Source organism: Bacillota bacterium (assembly GCA_013314855.1).
Lineage (GTDB): Bacteria > Bacillota > Clostridia > Acetivibrionales > DUMC01 > Ch48.
Window position 1 is genome coordinate 1 of the sequence record JABUEW010000063.1, and the last position, 24,825, is coordinate 24,825.

Annotated in this window: 28 protein-coding genes; 27 read left to right on the forward strand and 1 reads right to left on the reverse strand. The window is 35.3% G+C overall.

The genetic code is table 11. The features are described from left to right. Positions 1 to 302: 302 nt before the first annotated feature. From HPY74_11835 to spo0A, 27 genes are all read left to right on the forward strand, one after another. On the forward strand, positions 303 to 947 hold the full coding sequence (locus HPY74_11835) for a hypothetical protein (protein NSW91340.1): 645 nt from the start codon (positions 303 to 305) through the stop codon (positions 945 to 947). Continuing rightward, a complete protein-coding gene (locus HPY74_11840; GenBank protein ID NSW91341.1) occupies positions 944 to 1,507 on the forward strand; it encodes a hypothetical protein in 564 nt (187 codons plus the stop codon). Before HPY74_11835 ends, HPY74_11840 begins: the two co-directional genes overlap by 4 nt. A 1-nt stretch (position 1,508) precedes the next feature. Then, positions 1,509 to 2,276 carry a hypothetical protein gene (locus HPY74_11845; protein ID NSW91342.1) on the forward strand — a complete coding sequence of 256 codons (768 nt, stop codon included), beginning with the start codon at positions 1,509 to 1,511 and terminating at the stop codon, positions 2,274 to 2,276. A 749-nt stretch (positions 2,277 to 3,025) separates the two neighbouring features. Continuing rightward, positions 3,026 to 3,229 carry a hypothetical protein gene (locus HPY74_11850; protein NSW91343.1) on the forward strand — a complete coding sequence of 68 codons (204 nt, stop codon included), beginning with the start codon at positions 3,026 to 3,028 and terminating at the stop codon, positions 3,227 to 3,229. 459 nt (positions 3,230 to 3,688) lie between these two features. Further along, positions 3,689 to 4,702: a stage III sporulation protein AA gene (gene spoIIIAA / locus HPY74_11855; protein ID NSW91344.1), complete on the forward strand. Its 1,014-nt coding sequence runs from the start codon at positions 3,689 to 3,691 to the stop codon at positions 4,700 to 4,702. Further along, complete coding sequence (gene spoIIIAB / locus HPY74_11860) at positions 4,699 to 5,220, forward strand: stage III sporulation protein AB (GenBank protein NSW91345.1); 522 nt, start codon at positions 4,699 to 4,701, stop codon at positions 5,218 to 5,220. The genes spoIIIAA and spoIIIAB overlap by 4 nt, the downstream gene beginning before the upstream one ends. Before the next feature lie 64 nt (positions 5,221 to 5,284). Next, positions 5,285 to 5,479: a stage III sporulation protein AC gene (gene spoIIIAC / locus HPY74_11865; GenBank protein ID NSW91346.1), complete on the forward strand. Its 195-nt coding sequence runs from the start codon at positions 5,285 to 5,287 to the stop codon at positions 5,477 to 5,479. Positions 5,480 to 5,524: 45 nt separating this feature from the next. Then, positions 5,525 to 5,911, forward strand: coding sequence for a stage III sporulation protein AD (gene spoIIIAD, locus HPY74_11870; protein ID NSW91347.1), 387 nt, complete (start codon positions 5,525 to 5,527; stop codon positions 5,909 to 5,911). Between the two features lie 24 nt (positions 5,912 to 5,935). Beyond that, on the forward strand, positions 5,936 to 7,174 hold the full coding sequence (gene spoIIIAE, locus HPY74_11875; protein NSW91348.1) for a stage III sporulation protein AE: 1,239 nt from the start codon (positions 5,936 to 5,938) through the stop codon (positions 7,172 to 7,174). A gap of 47 nt (positions 7,175 to 7,221) precedes the next feature. Next, positions 7,222 to 7,872 (forward strand): stage III sporulation protein AF, encoded by a 651-nt coding sequence (gene spoIIIAF / locus HPY74_11880; protein NSW91349.1) that lies wholly within the window; start codon positions 7,222 to 7,224, stop codon positions 7,870 to 7,872. Between the two features lie 18 nt (positions 7,873 to 7,890). After that, complete coding sequence (locus HPY74_11885) at positions 7,891 to 8,523, forward strand: stage III sporulation protein AG (GenBank protein ID NSW91350.1); 633 nt, start codon at positions 7,891 to 7,893, stop codon at positions 8,521 to 8,523. Positions 8,524 to 8,641: 118 nt separating this feature from the next. Next, positions 8,642 to 9,238, forward strand: coding sequence for a SpoIIIAH-like family protein (locus tag HPY74_11890; protein ID NSW91351.1), 597 nt, complete (start codon positions 8,642 to 8,644; stop codon positions 9,236 to 9,238). Positions 9,239 to 9,324: 86 nt separating this feature from the next. Continuing rightward, a complete protein-coding gene (locus tag HPY74_11895; GenBank protein ID NSW91352.1) occupies positions 9,325 to 9,747 on the forward strand; it encodes an Asp23/Gls24 family envelope stress response protein in 423 nt (140 codons plus the stop codon). Positions 9,748 to 9,929: 182 nt separating this feature from the next. Next, on the forward strand, positions 9,930 to 10,484 hold the full coding sequence (amaP, locus tag HPY74_11900) for an alkaline shock response membrane anchor protein AmaP (protein NSW91353.1): 555 nt from the start codon (positions 9,930 to 9,932) through the stop codon (positions 10,482 to 10,484). Between the two features lie 31 nt (positions 10,485 to 10,515). Beyond that, complete coding sequence (locus HPY74_11905) at positions 10,516 to 10,749, forward strand: DUF2273 domain-containing protein (protein NSW91354.1); 234 nt, start codon at positions 10,516 to 10,518, stop codon at positions 10,747 to 10,749. Positions 10,750 to 10,785: 36 nt separating this feature from the next. Continuing rightward, positions 10,786 to 11,193: a transcription antitermination factor NusB gene (nusB, locus tag HPY74_11910; GenBank protein NSW91355.1), complete on the forward strand. Its 408-nt coding sequence runs from the start codon at positions 10,786 to 10,788 to the stop codon at positions 11,191 to 11,193. An 18-nt stretch (positions 11,194 to 11,211) separates the two neighbouring features. Then, on the forward strand, positions 11,212 to 12,429 hold the full coding sequence (locus HPY74_11915; GenBank protein ID NSW91356.1) for an exodeoxyribonuclease VII large subunit: 1,218 nt from the start codon (positions 11,212 to 11,214) through the stop codon (positions 12,427 to 12,429). An 18-nt stretch (positions 12,430 to 12,447) separates the two neighbouring features. Continuing rightward, a complete protein-coding gene (xseB, locus tag HPY74_11920) occupies positions 12,448 to 12,699 on the forward strand; it encodes an exodeoxyribonuclease VII small subunit (GenBank protein NSW91357.1) in 252 nt (83 codons plus the stop codon). Next, entirely contained in the window at positions 12,686 to 13,612 is a 927-nt protein-coding gene (locus HPY74_11925) for a polyprenyl synthetase family protein (GenBank protein ID NSW91358.1), read from the forward strand. The genes xseB and HPY74_11925 overlap by 14 nt, the downstream gene beginning before the upstream one ends. Positions 13,613 to 14,416: 804 nt before the next feature. Then, positions 14,417 to 15,082, forward strand: coding sequence for an Mg2+ and Co2+ transporter CorB (locus tag HPY74_11930; GenBank protein ID NSW91359.1), 666 nt, complete (start codon positions 14,417 to 14,419; stop codon positions 15,080 to 15,082). After that, on the forward strand, positions 15,075 to 17,000 hold the full coding sequence (locus HPY74_11935; GenBank protein ID NSW91360.1) for a 1-deoxy-D-xylulose-5-phosphate synthase: 1,926 nt from the start codon (positions 15,075 to 15,077) through the stop codon (positions 16,998 to 17,000). The genes HPY74_11930 and HPY74_11935 overlap by 8 nt, the downstream gene beginning before the upstream one ends. A 102-nt stretch (positions 17,001 to 17,102) precedes the next feature. Next, positions 17,103 to 17,930, forward strand: a complete 828-nt coding sequence (locus tag HPY74_11940; protein NSW91361.1) for a TlyA family RNA methyltransferase — start codon at positions 17,103 to 17,105, stop codon at positions 17,928 to 17,930. A 100-nt stretch (positions 17,931 to 18,030) separates the two neighbouring features. Further along, positions 18,031 to 18,939 (forward strand): NAD(+)/NADH kinase, encoded by a 909-nt coding sequence (locus HPY74_11945; GenBank protein ID NSW91362.1) that lies wholly within the window; start codon positions 18,031 to 18,033, stop codon positions 18,937 to 18,939. Continuing rightward, entirely contained in the window at positions 18,926 to 19,375 is a 450-nt protein-coding gene (locus HPY74_11950; GenBank protein ID NSW91363.1) for an arginine repressor, read from the forward strand. Before HPY74_11945 ends, HPY74_11950 begins: the two co-directional genes overlap by 14 nt. Before the next feature lie 31 nt (positions 19,376 to 19,406). Next, on the forward strand, positions 19,407 to 21,149 hold the full coding sequence (gene recN / locus HPY74_11955) for a DNA repair protein RecN (protein ID NSW91364.1): 1,743 nt from the start codon (positions 19,407 to 19,409) through the stop codon (positions 21,147 to 21,149). Between the two features lie 187 nt (positions 21,150 to 21,336). Next, entirely contained in the window at positions 21,337 to 22,653 is a 1,317-nt protein-coding gene (spoIVB, locus tag HPY74_11960; protein ID NSW91365.1) for a SpoIVB peptidase, read from the forward strand. 279 nt (positions 22,654 to 22,932) lie between these two features. Further along, on the forward strand, positions 22,933 to 23,736 hold the full coding sequence (gene spo0A, locus HPY74_11965) for a sporulation transcription factor Spo0A (GenBank protein ID NSW91366.1): 804 nt from the start codon (positions 22,933 to 22,935) through the stop codon (positions 23,734 to 23,736). A gap of 8 nt (positions 23,737 to 23,744) precedes the next feature. Here the strand turns inward: spo0A and HPY74_11970 are convergent, their stop codons facing one another. Continuing rightward, the gene (locus HPY74_11970) at positions 23,745 to 24,635 is read right to left on the reverse strand and encodes an RluA family pseudouridine synthase (protein NSW91367.1); all 891 of its coding nucleotides are present in this window, start codon (positions 24,633 to 24,635) and stop codon (positions 23,745 to 23,747) included. Positions 24,636 to 24,825 lie beyond the last annotated feature (190 nt).

Here is a 24,825-nt window from a genome sequence, read left to right on the forward strand (position 1 = left end):
TGAAATTAAATTGTCATTACACAAGTAGATAAATTTGTAAAAAAGAGATATTTTTCTTCAAGTGCTATTCAGGATCAATATTAATGGCCTCCACTGTTTATTATTACATTAACACATACAGTAGATTTAATGCATTGGTATTTTTTAGTTAATTCACCACTTTCCATTTACTGTATCCAAAAAATGAGATATTAAATTTCTAAATTGTAATTATTAACAAAAATTTAATAATATAATGGAAGGATTTTTTAAAGTTATGTAGAAGTATAATATAAAAATATATATTTATGAGGAGAATAATTATGAAAGAAAAAAAACCAAAAATTGGGGAGTTTAGTGCAGTTACCACCTTTGTAAAGGGCTTAATTGATAATAATAGAATTAAGATTTTTATACCTACAGAAGACATAATTAAGCTAATAGTTACTGATAAAGATGAGATTAAAAGGTTTTGTGAGAAAGAAAAGATCAAGGAAAAATATGCATATTACCTAATTGATATTGAAATACCAAGATTAATTTCACATATACTTAATGAATTACCAGATACTATAAGTTTTAATGGTAGACCTCTTGAAGAGGATGAAAAGGAGGACTTTAGTGCAAAGTTAAAAATTGTTAAAGATATATTGATAGATACAAAAATTAAAAATACTCATTTGATAAAAAGCACATCAAAAGTTAAAAGTATAACTTCTATTGACTGGGAAGTTAGCAAAAAGTTATTTGCGGATACCGAAGGAAATCTTCCTGAACTTTTATATGCTACTCTAAATTTGAATATAAGTAAGCCTAATTCACAATCAAACCCAATTGCAAAATTATTCTCTTTAAATGAAGCAGAAGAAACGGTTTGTATTAATTGTGATTTATCAGATATAGACTATTTTATAGACATTTTTAGTGATATTAAAAAGGCGTTAGAAAGTGAGGGTGATAAAAGTTGAGTAAACTAATAAACTTAGACACAGTACAGTTAAACACGTATATATCAACAAAAAAGATTTATGAAGAAATTTTATATAACCAAAACTTGTCCATTCAAAGTTATGAAGTGCAGAAACAAATTTTGGAAATAGTTCAGCAATATAAAAAATATTTTCAACAAGTGGAAAGTAAAAAAACTTACAGAGAGTCAAAAGATAAAATAAATGCAACATTACAGATGCTGTTCAGAAAATTAAAATCTAAAATTGACGATTTGGAAGAAGAATTTTATGATATTCATTATAGAATATATAATTTTGGATTAGTTCAAAAATTACTTGATGAAATTGTTGAAAGTTTGGATGAAACTAATACAAACGAAAAATATCTTATGAGAATTTCAATTATTATTCATGATTTAATAAAGAAAGTAAAACCTGAAAATTTATCAGTAGAACATTTAGATATAATAAAACAAGGATTATTAATTATAACTAGCGGTAAAGCTACTAGAGATGATGTGAGGAATATTGACAATAACCTACTTAATAGTGGACTTGATTGGATTTATGGGGGATAAAATGAGTAGTAAAGTTTTTTTGGAAACAACTATTCAGATAGATAGAAACTTTTCTAATTTACCTAGACGTAACAAAATTAATAATAATCTAAAAGAGATGCAACTTTTATCTAGTAGTTATGTATTGGGTGAGATGAAGTTCAACCTATTACGGAATGCTATTACATTTTATAATCTTTTACAGCAATCTGAAACGACAAATGAGGCATTAGACAGGCTTTGTTCGGTTGTCTATTCTACGGGGCAATATTCACGAGTTCTAAAGATTTTTAGCTTTCTAACTGAAGATGGAAATATGGATAAAGTGAACGTTGAAAGACGTTTAAATATGCTTATAGAAGATCTATTCGAATCAAGGTTTTATCGAAATATTACTACCCCTTTACTAAATGAAACTGAATGTTTAAGAGCAAAGGCTGAACCCGAATATGAGGATGGATTCTGGAAAATCAAATTTAACTGTAATGTCAGAATGAAAGAACAATGTAAAATATGTGATTTTATTAAGAAAAATTTAAAAAATTTCCAATTAATTGAATCATTAATTATTGACGAAGATATAGATAAGTCCAATGTGTGTGATATAATCAAAACTTTGAAAGAAATAAGACAAGATAATAAAAAACCTTATGGTCAAAGGTGCTGGAAGATTGGAGATGCAATTATTAGCAATGAGGTTCCAGAGGACACTTTGCTATACACTACAAATGAAAAAGACTACAAGCTAATATGTGAAAAACTTAATAAGAGGATACTGATTGATGATTAAATTTAGCTGATTTCTAATAAGTAGTAAGATTTAGTTTCTGAAATATGAAAATTCTTATTTGTATAGCTAATGACATGTATCCACCTTAGCAAGCATATATATGAGGCCTTCCTTTTTTTTGAGAAATATAGTTTCATAAAATTCTCCTTTCGGTTGTGTATATTATAATAGTTACCATTCTAAACGGTTTTATACAATTAATATGATTTACAAGATTCAGTTATTCATTCCGGTAGCACGTTTCGTGTTTGTCAATAATACTCACTCCAGACATGTGGAGTGCGTGGTTTCCATCAAAAGAAAACACAGCCCATAAAGCCTTGCGGTGCAAGGCTTTATGGGCTGTTAGGAGGAATTGGATATGTTTCCGTGGACGGGGGGAGAAAACACCGAATAAGAACCTGCATTCAAAGATTGTTAAATGCTATAGCATGTGCTATAATTGTATACGGTAGTGTCAAAAGATTTATGAAAAACATTTGTTCGGATGAATGATTTTCATCCTCTGGCATAATTGTAATCTGCATCCTTGAATTTTTGTCAAGGCTGAAATGAACGGGCTTCCAGCCCGGCCTTGACAAAAATTCAGACGCAGAGTGAGGTAGTTTTCAAGAGGATGAAAGTAAAAATCTGACAAAATCAGGGGGGTAGTAGGGTTGAAACTATCTAGGCCTTGATAATAAAGCGTTTGAACCATTTTAAGAGTAAAAACTTTTGACACTACCTTAAAATATGGGAGGGAACAAAAAATGACTAATACTGTTTTAGTAAATACCGGTATGAAGATTTTAATAGAAAAGTTAGGGAATGTAGATGCTGAAAAGTTTATATCGCTAATTATTCGTGAGCCATTTGACTATACGAAATGGCAAAGAGATTTGTTTGAGGGAATGTCTATTGAGGAAATAAGCGATGAAGCTATGAAACTTTACAATAAAACTTATGGCATCTAGGTGTAGCTTTAAATGGTACTACAAAAACTTGTTGATATAAGCAAAAAGAAACCGACTTTTAACAATAACCATTGTTTCATACACCTTATAACATTGTTTCATGCAACTTATATTAATGTAAAATCAATACATTCAATACATTCTGCATAAAATGCCAAATTCCTTCTCGTAAGCAAAAATCTTTTTTCTTTTTTGATGACCAAAGCATTCTTGTTTAAACCGCGCCCAGTTTAAAAAAATACCGGTTTAAAATTTAACTTAACTTGCCAAGAATTCTCCCCTCCTCAATAGGCGGGAGAAGAATAGGCGACTTAAGAGACATGGTAACCATTGCAATAAATGTGGACAACCTGTTTTTTTTATGTCATAAATTTGGACAAATATAAATATTAATATATTAATTAAATGACATATTAGTAAATAACATATTAACTTACTTTACGAAAATGGGGGGCTAAAATGAGTGTATATTATGATAAGTACAACGAGATTATCCGGTATGTTTCAAAAGAAATCCGGGAAGTTTTAATGAAGGTCAATCCTGAAAGGCTTGAATACTTTGAAGAAATAAGGCTTCGCGCCAATAGGCCCCTTATTTTGCAAAATTATTACGAAGACTGGTTTATCAATAATGAAGGTAATTTAACTAAAAATGATGACAATGCCTTTATTGTAAAGCAGGACGACATATTAAAAACCCTCGAAATAATGAGCAGAAATTCCATCTACGCTTTCCAGGACGATATAAGAAACGGATTTTTGACTTTAGTGGGGGGACATAGGGTAGGGATAGCAGGTAAAACAATAACCGAGGGTAGAAAAGTGGTTAACATAAAGGATATTTCCAGCTTGAATATAAGAATTTCCAAGGAAATAAAGGGATGTGCTTTAAAAATCATAAAATATATTTTGGAAAATAAAAATCAAGTTTGCAATACGTTGATTGTATCACCTCCCCAGTGTGGAAAAACTACGTTATTAAGGGATATGACACGGGTCTTGAGCAATGGTGTAAAGGAAATTGGTTTAAAAGGAATGAAAGTAGGTTTAGTGGATGAACGATCCGAAATAGCAGCTTGCCATAAAGGACTTCCCCAGTTTGATATCGGGATGCGTACTGATGTCCTGGATGCATGTCCAAAGTCAATAGGTATGATAATGATGGTACGTTCCATGTCTCCCCAGGTCATTGTGACAGACGAAATAGGAGATCAGGGAGATAAAGATTCGATTGTAACCATATTGAATGCCGGGGTAAAAATAGTTGCAACGGCCCATGGTTTCAATATATCCGAACTAAAAAGCAGACGGGAGGTTTTAAGCCTTATTGAAGAAAAAATATTTGAAAGATACATTGTTTTAAGTAACGCTAATGGCCCAGGGACAATTGAAGAGATAATTGATGGGACAAGTATGGACTTAATTTACAGAAGAAACAGCGGGAGTGGATATTATGGGAGAGGATATTTATGATGCTCAAAATAATTGGAAGTATTATGGTGATTTCAGCATCAAGTTTTATAGGATATTTTATATCCGGAGACTGTTCAAAAAGACCTGTGCAGCTGAGAGATTTACAGGGCATGATCCGGATGCTGGAAAATGAGATTAGGTTCCTCTCAAGCTATATTCCGGAAGCATTTGAAAGGATTTATAAATCAGTTGATAGTCCGGTAAAAGACTTCTTCAAAGCTACAGTTGAAAACTTAAAAAACGACTCTAGTTTAAATGCATCCTGTGCCTGGGAGATGGCTATAACGGAAAATATACATAAAACAGCCTTAAATGAGGAAGACAGGGATATCTTGTTAGCTTTCGGTAAAATGTTAGGAAATTCCGACATTGAGGGCCAAATAAAAAATACCGGTTTTGTACTTCACCAATTAAGCCTGCAGGAAAAAAAAGCTGAAGAGAATAAGAAGAGAAATGAAACTTTATATAAAACATTGGGTTTGTTGGGAGGGATTGCAGCAGTTTTAGTTTTAATTTAACTTACTGTGTCAGTTATATTCAGGAACTGCCGTGAATTTACAAGATGAGGGGAAAGGTAAGATTATGAATATAGATCTTATTTTCAGAATAGCGGCAATAGGTGTATTGGTATCGATTCTTAATGCAGTACTAAAACAGTCAGGCCGCGAAGAGCTTGCAATGCTTACAACCCTTTCAGGGTTGGTCTTGGTATTACTTATGGTTGCAAAAGAAATTGTAAACTTGTTTAACCTTATTAAAACAATGTTTCATTTTTAATGGAAAGTAATACAAAACGGCAACCGAACAAGGTGGATGATAGAAGTGGATATATTTCAGGTAGTAGCATTTGGAGTTGTGGCAGCTATTTTAATTACTACATTAAGAACTTTTAGACCGGAAATTGCAATTCAGGCAAGTATATTGGCAGGTATAATAATATTCGTTTTAATTATCGGTAAGCTTGCACCGGTATTTGACCTTATAAAAATTTACTCCGGGAGGGCTAACATGGATATACAATATCTCCCGGCATTGTTTAAAATTATCGGCATTGCTTATATAGCTGAGTTCGGCGCTGAAATATGCAGGGATGCAGGCGAAAATGCAATAGCATCTAAAATTGAGCTTGCAGGTAAAGTCCTGATTGCAATAATGGCCATTCCAATTATTACATCTTTGCTTGAACTTATTATAAAAATTATGCCTTAAGCATAAATTTAAGGTGGGATAAAAATGAAGCTAAGCAACAAAAGAGAGACTTGTATAATTATCCTGATATTATTGATAATTCTATTTATTTTTAGTTTAAATGTGGATGTTAATGCCCAAGAGAACAGTCAAAGGGAAGATGCTTCTATAGAAAATATAGAAAATATACAAAAAGAATTATTGGAAAACCAGATTCAATCGGCCGAAATAAAGCAACTAAAAGAATACATCGAAGAATATTCTTTAAATCAGATGGAAAAGCTTTTCGGCGGGTATAGCCCGGAAAAAATGATACAGGATATTATAAAGGGTAATTTAAAGTTTAATGTAAAAGACTTGGTTAAGAGGAGCTTTGTTTTCTTTACCCAGGAAGTATATCTTAATCTACACATTTTGTTAAAGCTTATTATACTAATTGTCTTATGCGCATTATTAAAAAATTTGCAGGCATCGTTTTTAAGAGAAGGTGTTGGGGAGCTTGCCTTTTTTATTTGCTATATAGTTGGAGTGTCTTTAATGGTTATTGGTTTTAAAGAGGCCTCAGCCCTTGGAGTTGGTGTAGTTGAGAGGATGGTAGGATTTATGTATGCCACGGTGCCGATAATGGTAACCCTTTTAATTTCAGGTGGAAATGTGGCATCAGGAGGGATTTTTCAACCAATATTAATAATGGTTGTAGAAATAGCTGCAACATTTATTAAAAATGTGTTTATGCCTCTTATATTCTTGTCAACTGTGCTTTCAATAATAAACAACATATCCGATAAAGTACATTTATCAAAGTTGTCAGAGTTAGTAAAAAAAATAGGCACCATATCAATTGGAATTATACTGACGGTTTTTATAGGGATAATTACTGTCCAGGGGTCAGTGGGTGCTGTCGTAGATGGAGTTGCAAGTAAAACAATAAAATTTGCCATAGGTACATTTATTCCTGTAGTAGGCGGCTACCTTTCGGATGCTGCCGATATGGTGATAGGCTGTTCACTTTTAATAAAAAATGCGGCAGGGGCTATTGTGATGATAGGATTAATTGCAATATGCCTTATACCTATCATAAAAATTGCAGCAATTACCTTACTATATAAAATAACCTGCGCATTAGTTGAACCTATATCAGATAAAAGAATTACAAATTGCATAAATGATATTGCAAATTCCATGATACTAATTATAGGAGCTGTGGCTGTAGTAGCTTTTATGTTTATAGTTGCTATTACTGCTATTGTTGTGGCAGGTAATTTGTCGGCCATGATAAGGTGAAATGAGGGAGGGGAAGGAGGTAGGATGTTTGGGCATCCGTCAGGGAGATGTTAGAGTTTCTTAAGGACTGGGTTTTAAATATAGCAGTTATAGCTGTCCTTTTGGTATTTATAGAACTATTAATTCCTTCAGGTAAAACAAAGAAATTTGTAAATTTGATATCCGGGTTTATTTTGATTATTACCATTATTCAACCTTTTTTAAAGTTTTTATTAAAGGGTTATGATTTAAATTGGCTTAATGCTATAGACAATAGCTTTAGCGTTATAACGGAAGTAGATGTTACCAACACAGAATTTAGGGAAGAACAGATCAAGCAAATTGTCAAAGTTTACAGGAAAAGATTGATTGAGCAAATTATAGAAATTGCGAAGGGGGTTGAAGAGGTTAGAGATGCAGAGGCAGATGTTATTTTAAACGAAGATTATAATTCACAAAGATTTGGGGAAATAAAAAGGGTTTATGTGAATATAGTAATTGATAATGAGAACCGACAGGGGGACTTAGACCCTATTATTGCTCCTGTTAGAAAAATTGATGAAGTTAAAATTAATATAGGACAAATAGAACAAAAAGATACAAGCAGGGAAAGAGATATTGAAGATAAGCTTAAAAATAAAATTGTAGAAACACTGGAAGATAGGATAAGCAGGTCCCTAATGATAAAAAGGGAAGATATTGTCATATCTTTCAAATGAAGTGAGGGGTGTGTTTTAGTGAACAAGATTTTTAACCATATTAAAGATATAATTTCAAATCAGGACAAAAAGAGAGTTATCGAAAACTGTATTATTATTATAATTATAGGCATTATAATAATTGTTGCAGGAGGGACGCTTTTTCAGAAAAAAGATACAAGTATAGACCAGGAATACCTCCGGGAAAACAGGAAAAGTGATGGAAATGCTGAAGATGGAAGTGCTGGAGAAGGTATTAGCGTTCTAAGGGATGGGGAAAATTACAGTATGGAAGAAAAACTGGAATCAATTCTTTCACAGATAGCAGGTGCCGGTAAAGTTAGTGTTATGATAACTTATGTATCCGGAAGTGAAAAGGTTCCCGCATATGATACAAGAAGGAGCGAGAATGATACTCATGAAGAAGATAATAGCGGAGGTTCAAGGATAATTACCCAAAGGGACATTGAAGAGAAGATTGCATATGAAGAAGTCCAGAGCGGCACTAAAAAGCCAATAATCTTAAAAGAGAAGAGCCCCGAGGTAAAGGGCGTGGTAGTGGTGGCTGATGGAGCAAATGAACCTGTTGTAAAAGAGAACCTGGTTAGGGCCGTACAAACACTTATGGATGTGCCGCCCCATAAAGTACAGGTGTTTATGAGAAAAAAGTAAATGGACAAAATTTTATGAAGTAGATATAAATTTATTTTAATAAGAATATATATATGAATGAAAAGAAGATTATCAGAAAACCGGTAGTGTAAATATAGTGGAAAGAGGGGGTTTTATGGTGACTATCTTAAAAAGGCGACAAATTGTTATATTGACACTTGTGCTTATGATAGTTATTGCCGGTTATATTCAGTACAGCTACAAAAAAAGCGGATATTCGGAAAATGATGAGGAGACCGGCAGGCTTGGAGAAGCAGTGTATGTAGACACCCAGGAATTAGAAAGTGCAAAGGGTGATAACCAGGAAACGAATAAAGATGAAAGTGAAGAAAAAGGAAAGATTGTAACTGCTTCAAAAGAGGCGGAAGATTATTTTGCACAAACTAAACTGGAAAAGGAAATAACCAGGAGTAGGGACGCCGATAGTTTCAGGAGTATAGCGGAAGACGAAAAGGCAAGTGCCGAAGTAAAAGAACAGGCATATAATAAAATGATGGCTTTAATAGATGTCTCAGACAAAGAAATGAGAATTGAAGCACTTATTAAAAAACAGGGTTTTGATGATGTCATTGCCTTATTTGCAGATGACGGAAGTGTTGATATAATTGTTAAGGCACCAACATTGACAGCCTCCCAGGTTGCCCAGATTACCGATATTGTTTCCAGGCAGGCTAATGTAGATATAGATAAAATAATTATTAAGAATAAATTTTAACCCCAAAAACAACTCAAAATTTGCTTTTAGTTTATATAAGTGGTATAATTTGATTGTCACAATAATAGATTAGTGGGGGTATTGCTATGGATGAAATCGATGTTAATGCCGGAAATAATATTGGTGGAAATAATATTGGTACAGTAAGAATTACCGAGGATGTAGTTGCAATAATTGCCGGTCTTGCAGCTGTTGAAGTCCCGGGCGTTGCAAGTATGAGTGGAGGGTTTGCAGGGGGGATTGCCGAAGCTCTTGGTATGAAGAGCCTGTCAAAAGGTGTGAAAGTGGAAGTAGGAGAAAAAGAAGCTTTAATAGACCTGTATATTATAGTTGAATATGGTGTTCGTATCCCTGAAGTAGCATGGAACATACAGGAGAAGGTCAAGAAATCCGTAGAAAATATGACCGGCCTTACCGTAACAGAAGTAAATATTCATATACAAGGCATCAATATAGGAAAAGAAAGCAAAAAGGAAATGGCTGAGATAAATACTGAAGCAGAATTATAATTTGATTTGAAAAGCATGATAAGCGTGGCATTGCGTTGTCAGACTTCGGGCGTAAAATCCTCACATATAATGAAAAACCCTTTGTTTGGGGTTTATTTTTTTTGTAAAATAAACTATAATAATATTATAAAATATAAAAATAACCAAAACTTAAGAAAATAAGGATTAGGAGGATATATGTTATGAATATTTTGTTGCGGGTTCTTCTTGTAATATATGCTTTATGTTTTATATTTGTGGCGATATTAGCAATGTTTATTGCCATAAATAATGGAGTATTGAGTAATATATATTATAGATTGGATGCGAGCATTTCATCAGGTTATTATTCTACTGTTGTTATCATAATAATTTCGTTGTTTCTTTTAATATCAGCAATTATATTTTTAATAGCGGGGTTAAAAACTGACAGGGATAAAAAAGCTATAAGCAAATATACTAATATAGGTGAAGTTAAAATATCCTTGAATTCTATTGAGAATATTGCATTGAATGCTGCGGGGAAATTCAGCGGCATAAGGGATGTAAGAGCATTTGTGTCCAAGGTTGACGATAATGTTTCAATAACAATTAAAGCATCAGTATTGCCTGACATTATCATTCCTGTAATATCAAATGAAATACAGGAGACTGTAAAAAATGCAGTTGAAGAGAGTTCGGGGGTAATGGTTGCGGATGTTAGAGTTTTTATTGAAAATATTTATTCGGGACCTTTACCGAAACAAAAAGCCGAATAAGCATGAAATATAACAAAGGGAGTGGAATGTTATGGATTGGAGAAGAAACCTGGCTGAATATTATAATTCCCACCGGGGTGCAATTATTGGTGGAATTATAGGGCTTGTAGTAGGTGTGGCGTTTCTAATTTTTGGTTTTTTTAAAGTGCTGTTTGTTGCTTTATGTATCGGATTGGGTTATTATATTGGAAAGAATATAAGTGAAGACAAAAACTTTATAAGGAATTTAAAAGATAGGTTGTTTCCTCCGAGGATGTATAAGTAGCTTATATATTAATTTTTGACCAGGAGGTAAACTAATATGGGCCGGAGAGCATCCAGGGAAGTTGCTATGAAGCTGGTATACCAAACAGAGATACAAAAGGAAGACAGGGAGTGGCAAATTAATTATGCCTTGGAAAGCAAGTCTTTTAGCAGCAAGGATAGTCAATATATTAGAGATATAGTTTATGGTGTATTAAACAATATAGAGAAAATCGATGAGCTTATTGAAAAACATGCAATAGGATGGAAATTGAATAGGATATCAAAGGTTGATTTATCTATACTGAGGGTAGGTATTTATGAGATTCTGTTCAGGGAAGATATACCTTACAATGTATCCGTAAATGAGGCCGTAGAGATGGCTAAAAAGTTTAGTACCAAGGAATCGGGTTCATTTATAAACGGAATACTCAGCAAAATACCTAAATTGCAAATAATAAAATAGCGGAGAATATATAGTACAATGCAATATATTTTAACAGTTTCTGAATTAAATAGATACATAAAAGAAATATTATCCAGAGATTTAATTTTAGCCAATTTGTGGGTAAAAGGGGAAATATCGAATTATAAATATCATTATTCCGGCCATATGTATTTTACACTAAAAGATGAGAAAAGCCTAATAAAATGTGTAATGTTCAAAGGACAGACATACGGCTTAAAGTTTTTGCCTGAAAACGGCATTAAGGTAATGGCAAGAGGGTATGTTTCGGTTTTTGAAAGGGATGGCCAATATCAACTTTATATTGAAGAAATGCAGCCGGATGGTCTTGGGAGTCTTTATCTTGCTTTTGAACAGTTAAAGAAGAAACTTGAGGCTGAAGGGCTTTTTGATAAGAGTGTAAAAAAGAAACTTCCGTACCTGCCCAAATCTATAGGAGTAATAACATCCTCTACAGGAGCGGTTATAAGAGATATAATTAATGTGGTAAGCAGGAGATTTCCAAACATTGAAATTAAGTTATATCCTGTTGCAGTCCAGGGAGAACAGGCAGCTCCCATGATTTCCCGGGCAATAAAAGTTTTGAATAGGTTGAATTGCGTTGATGTTATAATTCTTGCAAGAGGAGGGGGTTCCCTGGAGGAATTATGGCCTTTTAACGAGGAGATTGTTGCAAGAAGCATATACGAATCGAATATACCTATTATATCTGCGGTAGGACATGAAACGGATTTTACAGTAGCCGATTTTGTTGCAGATGTCAGGGCACCTACACCTTCGGCAGCAGCAGAAATAGTTGTACCTGAAAAGAGGATTTTAAAGCAAAAAACAGCAGATCTGAAACTTAGGTTGCAGAATGCTTTATTAAAGAGTATAAATATTAACCGGGTTAGATATGCAAGGTTGGCTGGAAGCATTGCATTCAGACAGCCGTATAACAGGATAAACCAGGAAAGAATAAGGCTGGATAATCTGGGCAGGTACATGTACAACGCATTGTTAACCCAAAAGGAAAAGGCCAAAATGCGTATAGTTTTTCTAATAGATAAACTGGATATGTTAAGTCCACTTAATGTATTGGCCAGGGGATATGGCATAGTGAGATCGAAGCCTGATAATAAACTCATTAAATCAGCAAACGATGTTAAAAGCGGGGATGAAATTGAAATTGCTTTAAAAGATGGAGTAATTGATGCTTCAGTTGAATCAACCAAGTATACCAATCAAGTATACTAATAAGAATGGGGGAGTAATGTGAAGAAGGATTGCAAAACTTTTGAGGAAGCTATGAATGAATTGGAAGAGATTGTACAGAAGCTGGAAAAGGGTGAGTTGTCTCTTGAAGAGTCTATTGAGTATTTCCAGAGAGGTGTAGAGCTTTCAAGATATTGTAGTAAGAAACTGGATGAGGTTGAGAGAAGAATAACCATGTTAATTGAAGAAGAAAAAGGAAATATAAAGGAGGAAATTTTTGAAGTGAAAGATGGCGGAAATGATGAAGCTTAGTGAAGAAACTGAGTTCAAGGCGAAATATAATGCCTGGGTTGAATATATAAATGATTCTTTAGCAAGGGTTATCACTGAAAAGGAAGCTCCTGAAAAAAGCATATATGAAGCTATGAAATATAGCTTGACAGCAGGAGGAAAAAGAATCAGGCCGGTTTTGTCATTGGCAGTGTGTGAAATGCTTGGGGGAGATGTAATGGATATTCTTCCATATGCCTGTGCTATTGAAATGATACATACTTATTCTCTTATTCATGACGATTTGCCGGCAATGGATAATGACGATTACAGACGTGGAAAACCGACAAATCACAAGGTGTATGGCGAGGCCAGGGCAATCCTTGCAGGAGATGGCCTCCTTACTTATGCCTTTGAATTAATGACAGATAGTATTCTAAAAAATGTGAGTAATAATATAGGAGATGGTTTGGAAGCCAGGATACGGGCTATAAATTTTATTGCAAAGGCGGCTGGTGTTTCAGGTATGATAGGAGGCCAGGTTATCGATATAGAATCAGAGGGCCGGTTTATTGACCGGGAATTGCTTGAATATATGCATAAATGCAAGACCGGTGCATTAATAAAGGCATCTGTTATGGTACCGGCTATAATAATGAAATTGGATAAAAATGATATGGATTGTTTAGAGAGGTATTCTGAGAATATTGGTTTAGCATTTCAAGTAAAAGATGACATTCTTGATGTAGAAGGGAATTTGGAATTACTGGGCAAACAGACAGGAAAGGATGCATCTAGAAGAAAATCTACTTTTGTAACATTATATGGGATTTGTGAAGCTAAAATAAAGCTTGAAAACTTAATATATGATGGAATTGCAGCTTTGGAGAAATTTGGAGATAAAGCCGGCTTTTTAAAAAGTCTGGCATTTTATATAGGAAAAAGGAAGAATTGAAGATTAGAGTATACAGAGAGAACATAAGTGAGTATTAGAATGATAAGGTTATTTAAAATCAAACCCGTGGATTCAAAAGACTAATTTGAACAGTACATATTCTTGTAATAGCGTTTATTCTGTTGTAGAATATTATACTACAACTTTGATAATAAGCGAGGGTGGTGCAGTATTCTAGTCAGGGATACCGCTTTTGAAGACGGGCCTAAAAATCCGTTTAAGGGCATATCGATGAAGTTCCTGGTGTCGGCTTGCTACGCCCAGTGGTGGGCTGATGCTGGGAGTTAAGGTTTAGGGGCGACCTGCAATGGCATGCAGGGGTAGACCCCTTTACCGTGGAGACCCTTCCTTGTAGGAAGAGTGCCACTTGCAACCAATGAAGAGGGTGGCTTATGCTTACGAGATGGGATTAAACCTGTTATGCGGTACCTTAAGGTGCTGTGTACAGTGTAGCCTGCCTTGAGTGAGTTTGGTGGATAATAGACCAGATGTAAATATATTGGCCGATATATTTACATTATCGCTATTTGAAACCAAACCTGCAAAAGAGGCTAAAAAGCGAATATTCTTGATGAGGAAATCTCCTAGACTGTTCCTTGAGGAGGTATATTGAGGATTGCAGTGTGGACTAAGTGGTAATCAGGCCTTACTTCCGGTAACGGAGTAACTGGATATTTAAAAGGGAACTGCTGGAATGGCGACATTTCAGTATATCCAGGGGAAAACCTGCCTGACCTAAGCCGCAAAATTTACTCAATATACTACCACCCTCATTAAAATGTAATCTCTGGAGGGTTTTTTCTAGTGGATGATAATTCTAAGCCGCCTTCAAATGAAAAGAAAGTTAAGTTTAAGAAGAATTTGGTAGGCGGAAAAAAAGAAAATAAAAAATGGATAGTCTTTATAACGTTATTATCTTTCGTAATGTCGGTCTTTTTCCTTTTAGTTTCAGAATTAATGTTGCAGAACACAAGTAACATGGCTGCCTTTATTATCGTCTTTGTTATTGTCCTTATAGGCATAGTTTTCGATATTATCGGAATTGCGGTTACAGCAGCTGATGAGGCGCCTTTTCATGCAATGGCGTCAAGGAAATACTTTGGAGCAAAGCGTTCTATAAAACTAATAAGAAATGCTAATAAAGTGTCAAGCTTTTGCAATGATGTTGTGGGAGATATATGCGGAATAATAAGCGGTACGGCAGGCGCCTTAATTGTAATAAGAATCACCCAGAGTAAAGGTACACTGGAATCAACATTATATGGACTGGTTGTCAGTGGTACTATTGCAGCCGTTACTGTGGGGGGTAAAGCAATGGGAAAAACCGTGGCAATATCAAATAGTAATTATATAGCATATAAAGTAGGAGTTGTATTACAATTTATTAGTAGTAAAATAGACCTATTTAATATTAAAAAACTAAGAAAGAGTTGGAAGAGAGGTAATAAAACTGACGACGATCTTGAGTAGAATTAATTCCCCCCAGGATATTAAGGAACTTAGTTTTTCAGAGTTGGACCAGCTTGCAGAAGAGTTGAGAAAATTCTTAATAGAGCATGTATCGGAAACAGGGGGGCATATAGCATCAAACCTTGGAATAGTTGAATTGACTTTGGCTCTCCATAGAGTCTTTAATACACCGGAAGATAAGATAATATGGGATGTAGGCCATCAGTCTTATGTCCATAAGATTATTACCGGTAGAAAAGAATATTTTAACACATTAAGAAAGTTTAACGGTCTTGCTGGTTTTCCAAAAACATCAGAAAGTCCTCATGACTTTTTTAATACAGGTCATAGCAGTACGGCAATATCTGCTGCCCTTGGAATTGCAAAAGCCAGGGATTTAAAAAGAGAGAATTATTCTGTGGTATCAGTTGTAGGCGATGGGGCATTGACAGGAGGAATAGCTTTTGAAGCCCTTAATGATGCCGGCCGCTCCACTACTAATCTTATAGTAGTTTTAAACGATAATGAGATGTCAATAGCTAAAAATGTAGGCGGGCTTTCCAGTTATTTAAGCCAGATAAGGTCAGAACCAATTTATTTTAAAGTCAGAGAAGATTTGGATTTTATTTTGAATAAAATACCTGCTATAGGCAAAAGTGCTGCAAGGATGCTTGATAGGGCAAAGGGTACAATTAAATATATGATAATGCCTGGGATAATTTTTGAAGAACTAGGGTTTAAATACCTTGGACCTATTGATGGACACAATATTCAAAAGATGGTTGATGTATTATCAAGGGCTAAGAAGATGAAAGGTCCCATATTTATTCATGTGTGTACACAAAAAGGGAAGGGGTATTCTTTTGCTGAAAAAAAGCCTGACGAGTATCACGGGATATCTCCCTTTGAAATAGAGACAGGGGAAGTAAAAGTTAATAATGGTCCGTGTTTTTCCGATATATTCGGTAACGAATTGGTAAAACTGGCTGAAGAGGATAAGGATATTGTAGCAATTACTGCTGCAATGCCTCATGGTACAGGCCTTAACTTGTTTTCTCAAAAATTTCCGGATCGCTTTTTTGATGTAGGGATTGCAGAGCAACATGCAGTTACATTTGCGGCAGGGTTGGCTTCCAATGGCCTTAAACCGGTAGTGTGCATATATTCGTCTTTTTTGCAGAGGGCTTACGATCAAATACTTCATGACGTTTCACTGCAGAATCTTCATGTGGTACTGGCTGTTGACAGGGCAGGTATTGTGGGTGAAGACGGTGAAACTCACCAAGGTGTATATGATATATGCTATATAAGGCATATGCCCAACATATCCATACTGGCGCCGGCAGATTATACCGAGCTTGCAGCAATGTTAAGATATGCAATTTTTGAACATAATGGCCCCATAGCTATAAGATATCCACGGGGTAAAGGAGCTGTGAGGGTTATTGATGCGGCTGATATGAAAGGTGCAGTTAACATGATCGACCCCTCCGTGATGCCTGTAGAGTATGGAAAAGGCGTATTGCTGAAAGAGGGCGGGGATTTGACTATACTGCCAGTTGGGAATATGGTGGGTATTTCTCTGGAAGTGGCCCGAAAACTTGAAGAAAGGGGAATTTCAGCCGAGGTAATAAATCCGAGGTTTATAAAACCCCTTGATGAAAATCTTATATTGGCTTCGGGGGTTAAAACAGGCAGGATTGTAACTATTGAGGATGGTATAGTGGATGGAGGCTTTGGGAGCAGCATTCTTGAGTTGGTTAATAGAAAAGGGTTTCTTATGGGCAAAAAGGGAAGGTATATTGGGCAAAATGGAAAATACATTGATATTAAGATATTGGGATTCCCAAATGAGCCAATTCCTCATGGCTCCAGAGAAAGCCTTTACAGGAAGTATGGATTGGATGTTGATTCAATAGTGAAAGTAATAGTTGGCTGAAATGTTGATAAGCATTGGATTAGTGTGTCTAACCTAAACATCAAGAAGTTTCTTGCTTCTTTAGGCGGGAGCTTAATTGACGCAATGGAGCGGAGGTATAAATTGGAAAAAGAGAGACTGGATGTTTTATTAGTTAAGAGAGGATATTTTGATAGCAGGGAGAAGGCACAGAAGTCTATTATGGCAGGTGTTGTGTTTGTAGACGGCGTTAAGGAAGATAAGCCGGGTGCAAAATTCAACCCGACTGCAGAGATAGAGGTTAAGGATAATATTAATCCATATGTTAGTCGGGGAGGGCTTAAGCTTGAAAAAGCGTTGGAGTTCTTCGGCATAGACTTGAAAGGAAAAACAGCTATTGATGTAGGTGCCTCTACCGGCGGTTTTACAGACTGTATGCTGAAAAATGGTGCAATAAAAGTAGTCGCAATTGATGTAGGGTATGGCCAGCTTGCATGGGAATTGAGGAATGATGAACGGGTTATATGCATGGAACGGATAAATATAAGATATATAAAACCTGAAAACATAGGTATTGTTGCAGATTTTGCCACAATAGATGTTTCATTTATATCCTTGAAAAAAGTAATACCTGTTGTTGCTGGCCTGATTAAGGAAGAGGGTGAAATGATATGTCTTGTAAAACCCCAATTTGAGGCAGGAAGGAAAAAGGTGGGAAAAAGGGGTGTAGTACGTAACCCCGAAACCCATATGGAGGTATTGCAGGATATTATTATATTTGCCATAGACATCGGACTTAAAGTAAAGGGCTTGACCTACTCTCCTATAAAAGGGACTGAAGGAAACATTGAATACCTTTTGTACCTTTCCAAGCAAAACAAGTTGACTGATAAAAGCATTGATAAGAGTATTATAGAAGACGAAATAAAAAAGGTTGTCATGCAATCCCATTTAATAAACAAAACAATTTGACTTAATTTGGTATGTTTTATATAATTGTAAGCATAAGACATTATTAAGAAGATGATTCATTTGGGAATTGATGACATATAATGAGATAACGGGAATAAATATGAAGACAATAGGTGTAATTGTTAACAGGAATAGAGATAAGGATTTGAGATATACCCGTATTCTTGCAGACAGTATGTGCAACATGGGTGTCAAGATGTTGTTGTCTTCTGATGTGGCAGAAAAGCTTAGTTTGCATGGAAATAGCTACAGTCATAATCTGGTGAAAACGAAGAATGAAAAAGATATTCTTAAAGAGGCCCAAATGGTTATATGTCTTGGCGGAGATGGAACTTTTCTTAAAGTTGCCCGTATGGTTTATAAAAAGAATTTACCCATACTTGGCATAAACCTTGGGAATCTGGGCTTTCTTACTGAGGTTGAGAAAAATGATATAGAAGATGCTATAGACCGGCTTATGCGCGGCGATTATATAATAGAGGAAAGAATGATGCTTGAAGCGTCAATAATAAGGGATGGAAAGGTTATCAGAAAAGATACAGCATTGAATGATGTTGTTATTTCAAGGGGGGCTTTATCCCGAATCTTACATTTAAAAACCTACATAAACGGTGAATTTGTGGACATGTTTCCTGGTGACGGCCTTATTATATCTAGTCCCACAGGGTCAACTGCTTACTCATTATCGGCCGGGGGACCAATTGTTGAGCCGGATATCGATTTGATTATTATAAGCCCCATATGTCCCCATATACTTTATTCCAGGTCAATTATAACAGCTGGAAACAGGATGGTAAAAGCAGTTGTAGACGAAGACTACAGCCACAAAGCCATGGTTACCGTGGATGGCCAGAAAGGTTATGAAATAAGGGGCGGAGATGTAATTGATATTGGAAAATCAAATTATACAATAAAGCTTATCAGAGTAAATCCGCGGAATTTTTTTGATATATTAAGGACAAAAATCTATTTTAGAGGAGAGAGTTTAAAAAAACATGAAATACAATAGGCATGCCAAAATTCTTGAAATAATTGAAAAGCATGAAATTGAAACTCAGGAGGAGCTTGCAGAAAAGCTGAAACAGGAAGGTATGGATGTTACCCAGGCCACAATATCGAGAGACATAAAGGAGTTAAGGCTTGTTAAAGTGTTAACTGAAGATGGAAAATCCAAGTATGCATCTATAACGCAAAGTGATAGCGAGATTTCCAATAAGCTGATGAGGGTATTTGCAGAAGCTTTTGTTTCCGGGGATTATGCAAATAACATAGTTGTGGTAAAGACCCTTCCCGGTATGGCCCAGGCTGCGGCATCTGCAATTGATTCCCTTAAATGGCCTGAAATTGTGGGCACTATTGGAGGCGATGATACTGTAATGATTATTTGCAGGGCAGAAATGATTGCAGAAAAGCTGGTGGAGAGATTTAACCGGATGGTCAAATAATAAATAAATTAATTTTAGCGAGGTCATATAAATGCTACTGCGGCTTGAGATTCAAAATATAGCATTAATTGACGAGGTCAGCATTGAACTCGGGGAAGGATTGAATATTTTAACAGGAGAGACAGGGGCAGGAAAGTCGATAATTATTGACTCCATTAATATCCTTTTGGGAGAAAGGTTTTCAAAAGAGTTGATAAGGACGGGAAAAGACAAAGCGTTAATTGAAGCAGTTTTTCAAATAGACAATAGTAGAATGGCGGAATTATACGAAAAATACGGCATTGAACCTGAAACTGACGGTACCTTGATTATATCCCGTGAGTTTAACATTGCAGGACGAAGTATATGCAGGGTTAATGGAAGATTGGTAACGGTATCGGCTCTTAAGGAAATTGGAGGATATCTCATAGATGTGCACGGGCAGTACGACAACCAGTCACTTCTGAAAAGCGAGACTCATATTGAGTTGTTGGACGCTTTCGGGGGAGAAAAAATACAGGCCTTGAAAAAAAGGTATTCGGAGCTGTACGAGAAGAGAAAAGATATTAAGAACAGCTTACAAAAATTATTTGGGGATGAAAAAGACAGGGAAAGGAAAATTGATTTATTAAAGTACCAGATAGATGAAATAAAAAAGGCGAAATTAGCAATTAATGAAGAAGAGGAACTAAATAAGCAAAAGACACTTCTTTCAAATGCAGGCAAAATAGCAGAGGTGTTATCTTCCGTATATGAAATGCTTTTTACAGGCACGCGAATAAAAACCTCTGCCTATGATGATATTAATGAAGCGGTATTAAAGCTTAAGGATATTTCAAGCTATGATGAAAAATATGATAGGATTACTAAAAAATTGGAGGATATTTCCTACCAGCTGGAAGATATCAGGGAAGAAATAAGGAACGAAAGGGATAGTATTGAATACAACCCGTATTTATTGGAACAAATAGAAGAAAGGCTGGATTTAGTTTTTAGGCTGAAAAGGAAATACGGAAATAGTATATTGGAGATTCTGGAGTATTGTAAAAATAGTGAAGAGGAATTAGATAAAATCATAAAGAGTGAAGAATATATAAATGAGCTTCAAAAGCAGCTTTCAGAAGTAGATAACAGCCTTTACGCCCTTGCAAAGGAAATAAACCGGACCAGGGCGGAAGTTGCCGTTATACTTGAAAGTAATATTTGCAAAGAGCTTGAGGCTCTGGAAATGAAAAAGGCACGGTTTAAAGTCGGTATTTGTATGGAAGATATAACTGAAGATTCCATGACCGGAGGTTCTGCCGGAATTAAGTTTAAGCCTAATGGCCTTGATAAAGTTGAATTCCTTATTTCTCCAAATGTGGGCGAGCCGTTAAAGCCCTTATCCAAAATTGCCTCAGGTGGAGAAATGGCGAGAATAATGCTGGCCATTAAGTCTATACTTGCAGATGTCGATAAAATACCTACTTTGATATTTGACGAAATAGATATCGGTATTAGCGGAAAAGTATCTCAAAGAGTAGGAGAAAAACTGGCTTTTCTATCAAAAAACCACCAGGTAATATGTGTTACTCATCATCCTCAAATTGCCAGCATGGCAGATAATCATTTCTTAATAGAAAAGATTGTTGGAAAAAATATTACAAAAATAAAAGTATCAAAATTATCGGGTGAAAAAATTCCAGATGAAGTTGCAAGAATTCTTGGAGGAGATTTAATTACCGATATGACCAGGAACCTTGCCTGTGAAATGCTGGAAAATGCAAAAAAATTTAAGAGAACAGCAATTCATTAATTTTCCCACTTATGCCTTAAATTGCTTGAATAATTAATTTTATAAAAGGTTAACTTATGATTAGTGTTTTTCCTGTCACGCCTTATTAAGATTAAGGTTAAAACTAAGTTTAAGGAGGCGTGACATTTATTTAAGTAAGTATACATGAGCGAAGCGAATTTTCTTGACAGCATATGGGAGGATTCTAATGTTTGCTTTTAAAAAAATATTAAAAAAAATTGGATTTTCTTTTGCAGTGTTTGCAATAATCGTTTGCTTAATATATATATATGCCCTTTGGTCAATACCCGGAGAGTTGGTACTTCTTGAAGGAGAAGAATATATATATCGATTTCAGAATATTTTTCCTATAAAAATTAGCGCTGACAAGGATGGAATAATTCAGCTTAAAAGTAAAGATGAAGGACAAGCGGGTTTCAGGGTTTATAGTCCTATCTTATTAAAAAGTAATAAAAGAGGAAGTTTAGAGTTAAATATCAGTATACTGGAATTAATACCGCTAAAAACTATAAAAGTTGATGTTATACCTAATACAAAACTTGCGGTTTGTGGTAATACAATAGGGATCAAGCTAAAACTGGATGGTATTCTTGTTGTCGGAATGATGGAAGTTGAAACAGTAGATGGAAAAAGAATTCTCCCTGTCAAAGATACAGGAATAAAGCCTGGAGATTTTATTACACATGTAAATGGAGTAGAAATGGATAATGTTAATGATCTTATTGCAGAAATTGAAGCAAGTAGGGGCAGAAAAATCAATATACGGTATAGAAGAGCGGAAATGTTTTATAACATTACCGTGCAACCTGTCATATCTATTGATGACAAACGGTATCATATAGGGCTTTGGGTAAGAGATAATACGGCAGGAATAGGTACATTAACCTTTTATGAGCCGGACACCCTGTATTTTGGTGCCCTGGGCCATGGAATTACCGATATTGATACGGGGATATTAATGCCGGCAAAATCGGGCGAAATATTGGAGTCAAACATACTTGCAGTAAAAAAAAGCAAAAACGGTACACCTGGTGAATTAAAAGGGATTTTTGCCGAAAATAAAGACAGGCTTGGGGTAGTTAATGTAAATAGTACTTATGGTGTATATGGGAAGCTTAACCATACTATAATAAATATGATGCCTGAAAAATTATACCCTATTGCAATCAGATCACAGGTAAAGGAGGGGCCAGCTACCATATTAGCCAACATAATCGGGAAGGAAATAAATGAATATGAAATTGAAATACAAAAGGTATCCGTGGGGAGTACAAACGGCTCAAAAGGAATGATAATAAAGATTACCGATAAAAGGTTGTTGGATATTACCGGAGGTATTGTCCAGGGTATGTCGGGAAGCCCTATTATCCAGGATGGAAAAATAGTGGGGGCAGTAACCCATGTTCTTGTAAATGACCCTTCCAGGGGATATGGCATATTTATAGAATGTATGGTGAAAAAAATGCAGGAAAATAGTGCTATTAATGTGGGAAAAGCAGGCTAAGACGATAATCTTTGATTTGTTGAATATGTGTAGGGAAATAGTATTTCCCACTGATTTAGTCCATTAAAAAATATTTTTTCTGTAGCAATATAGTAATTATTTCGATACTAAAACAACCTAAAACCCTGCTTAAGTATTATTTTGGGGGATTTTATAATACAATAACCTAATATGTTAATTAATATATTTTTAACTAAAATTTACAAACCGGTATTGTAATTTTGTCGAATGCGAACTATAATATTTTCATAGAATATGCATTTCTAGGAGGGAATCACATTGGTTGAAAATAAAATAAGAGTTGTTATTGCCGATGATAACAGAGAATTTGCAGGAATCCTCAAAGAATATATGGATAGCCAGGATGATATTGAAATAGTGGGTATGGCGGGAGATGGATTTGAGGCCTATGACTTAATATCAAACCTTTTACCTGATGTAGTTGTGTTAGATATTATTATGCCGCATCTTGACGGACTTGGTGTACTGGAAAAAATTAATGCTACTCCATTAAAGAAAAGGCCCATATTTATTATACTCTCTGCAGTGGGGCAGGACAGAATAACTCAAAGAGCACTGGTTTTGGGAGCGGAGTATTATGTTGTCAAACCTTTCGATATGGAGGTACTTGTTTCAAGAATTAAACAACTCAAGGGAGTAGCCAAATTAAAAACTCCTAAGCCCGAATATCAAATGAACATAAAAAACATAAATATTGTAGCTGAAAAAAGAGACCTTGAAGTTGAAGTAACAAATATTATGCATGAAATAGGGGTGCCTGCACATATTAAAGGATATCAGTACCTAAGAGATGCCATAATGATGGTAGTAAAGGACCTGGATATAATTAACTCAATAACAAAGCAACTTTATCCTGCCATTGCAAAAGACTATAATACAACACCCAGCAGGGTTGAAAGGGCAATCCGCCATGCAATTGAGGTAGCATGGAATAGGGGCAGGGTAGAGGCAATCAATTCTATTTTTGGCTATACTATTAATATGGGTAAAGGTAAGCCTACCAATTCAGAGTTTATTGCAATGATTGCCGATAAATTAAGAATTGACCTTAAGGTTAGCTGAAGGTGGCGCTATTTCCCTAATATTTCCAGGGTTTTAACCATATCTTCAGGTAAAGGGGCAATAAACTCCATGATTTGTCCGGAAATGGGGTGATTAAACACCACCTTGTATGAATGGAGGGCCTGCCTGGTTATTACTGTACTTGAGCATGAATAAAGAGAGTCTCCTATAATAGGATGACCGATAGCATGACAATGAACTCTTATTTGATGAGTTCTTCCTGTTTCCAAGATAAATCCCAGATATGTTGCATTATCAAGATATTTTAATACTTCAAAATGAGTTACACAAGGCCTGCCGGTACTTACAACATGTCTTAACATAATACTGTCGGGATTCCTTGCTATTGGCAGGTTGATGGTACCTTTTGTTTTACTTAAAATTCCATGGACAATTCCTCTATATTCTTTAATAAACAAATTATTTGACATTTGGTGTGTTAATAAATTTTGGATGTATGGATTTTTGGCAAAGACAATTACTCCGGACGTATCCCGGTCAAGACGGCTTACAGGCCTAATTTTTCTATTTACTCCCCTGGCTTTAAGGTAGTACATTAGAGCATTTGCAAGAGTGCCGGTAGGATGGCTTACTGTAGGATGTACCACTATCCCCGGTTGTTTATTAAGTATAATCATGTGTTCATCTTCGTAAATAACATCAATATCAACATTTTCAGGAATAATATTATCGCATTCTTCTTCAAAATCCATGGAGACATGTACCATATCACCAGGCTGTACTCGGCTTGTAATATAAACCGGACTGGAGTTTACATATATCAGGCTGTTACGTTTAAGCTTTTTTACCATTCGCCCTGATAACCCGAATTCATTTTTCAATATTGACTTTACAGTTCTGTTTCTGTCCTTTTCATTTGCAATATATTCAAGTTCCAACTATACATCACCACTAAATTATAATATATTTTATTAATACCGTCAACGCAGTTTTACCTTTATCAGGACCTATTCATAAAAACTCAAACTTTTTACCCTAAATCATTCATAGTACCCAGATTATTCCATATGACGTTTATCAGTTTTAAAAAATAAAACTTTCATTGTCACAAATGAAGACATGCCTGTA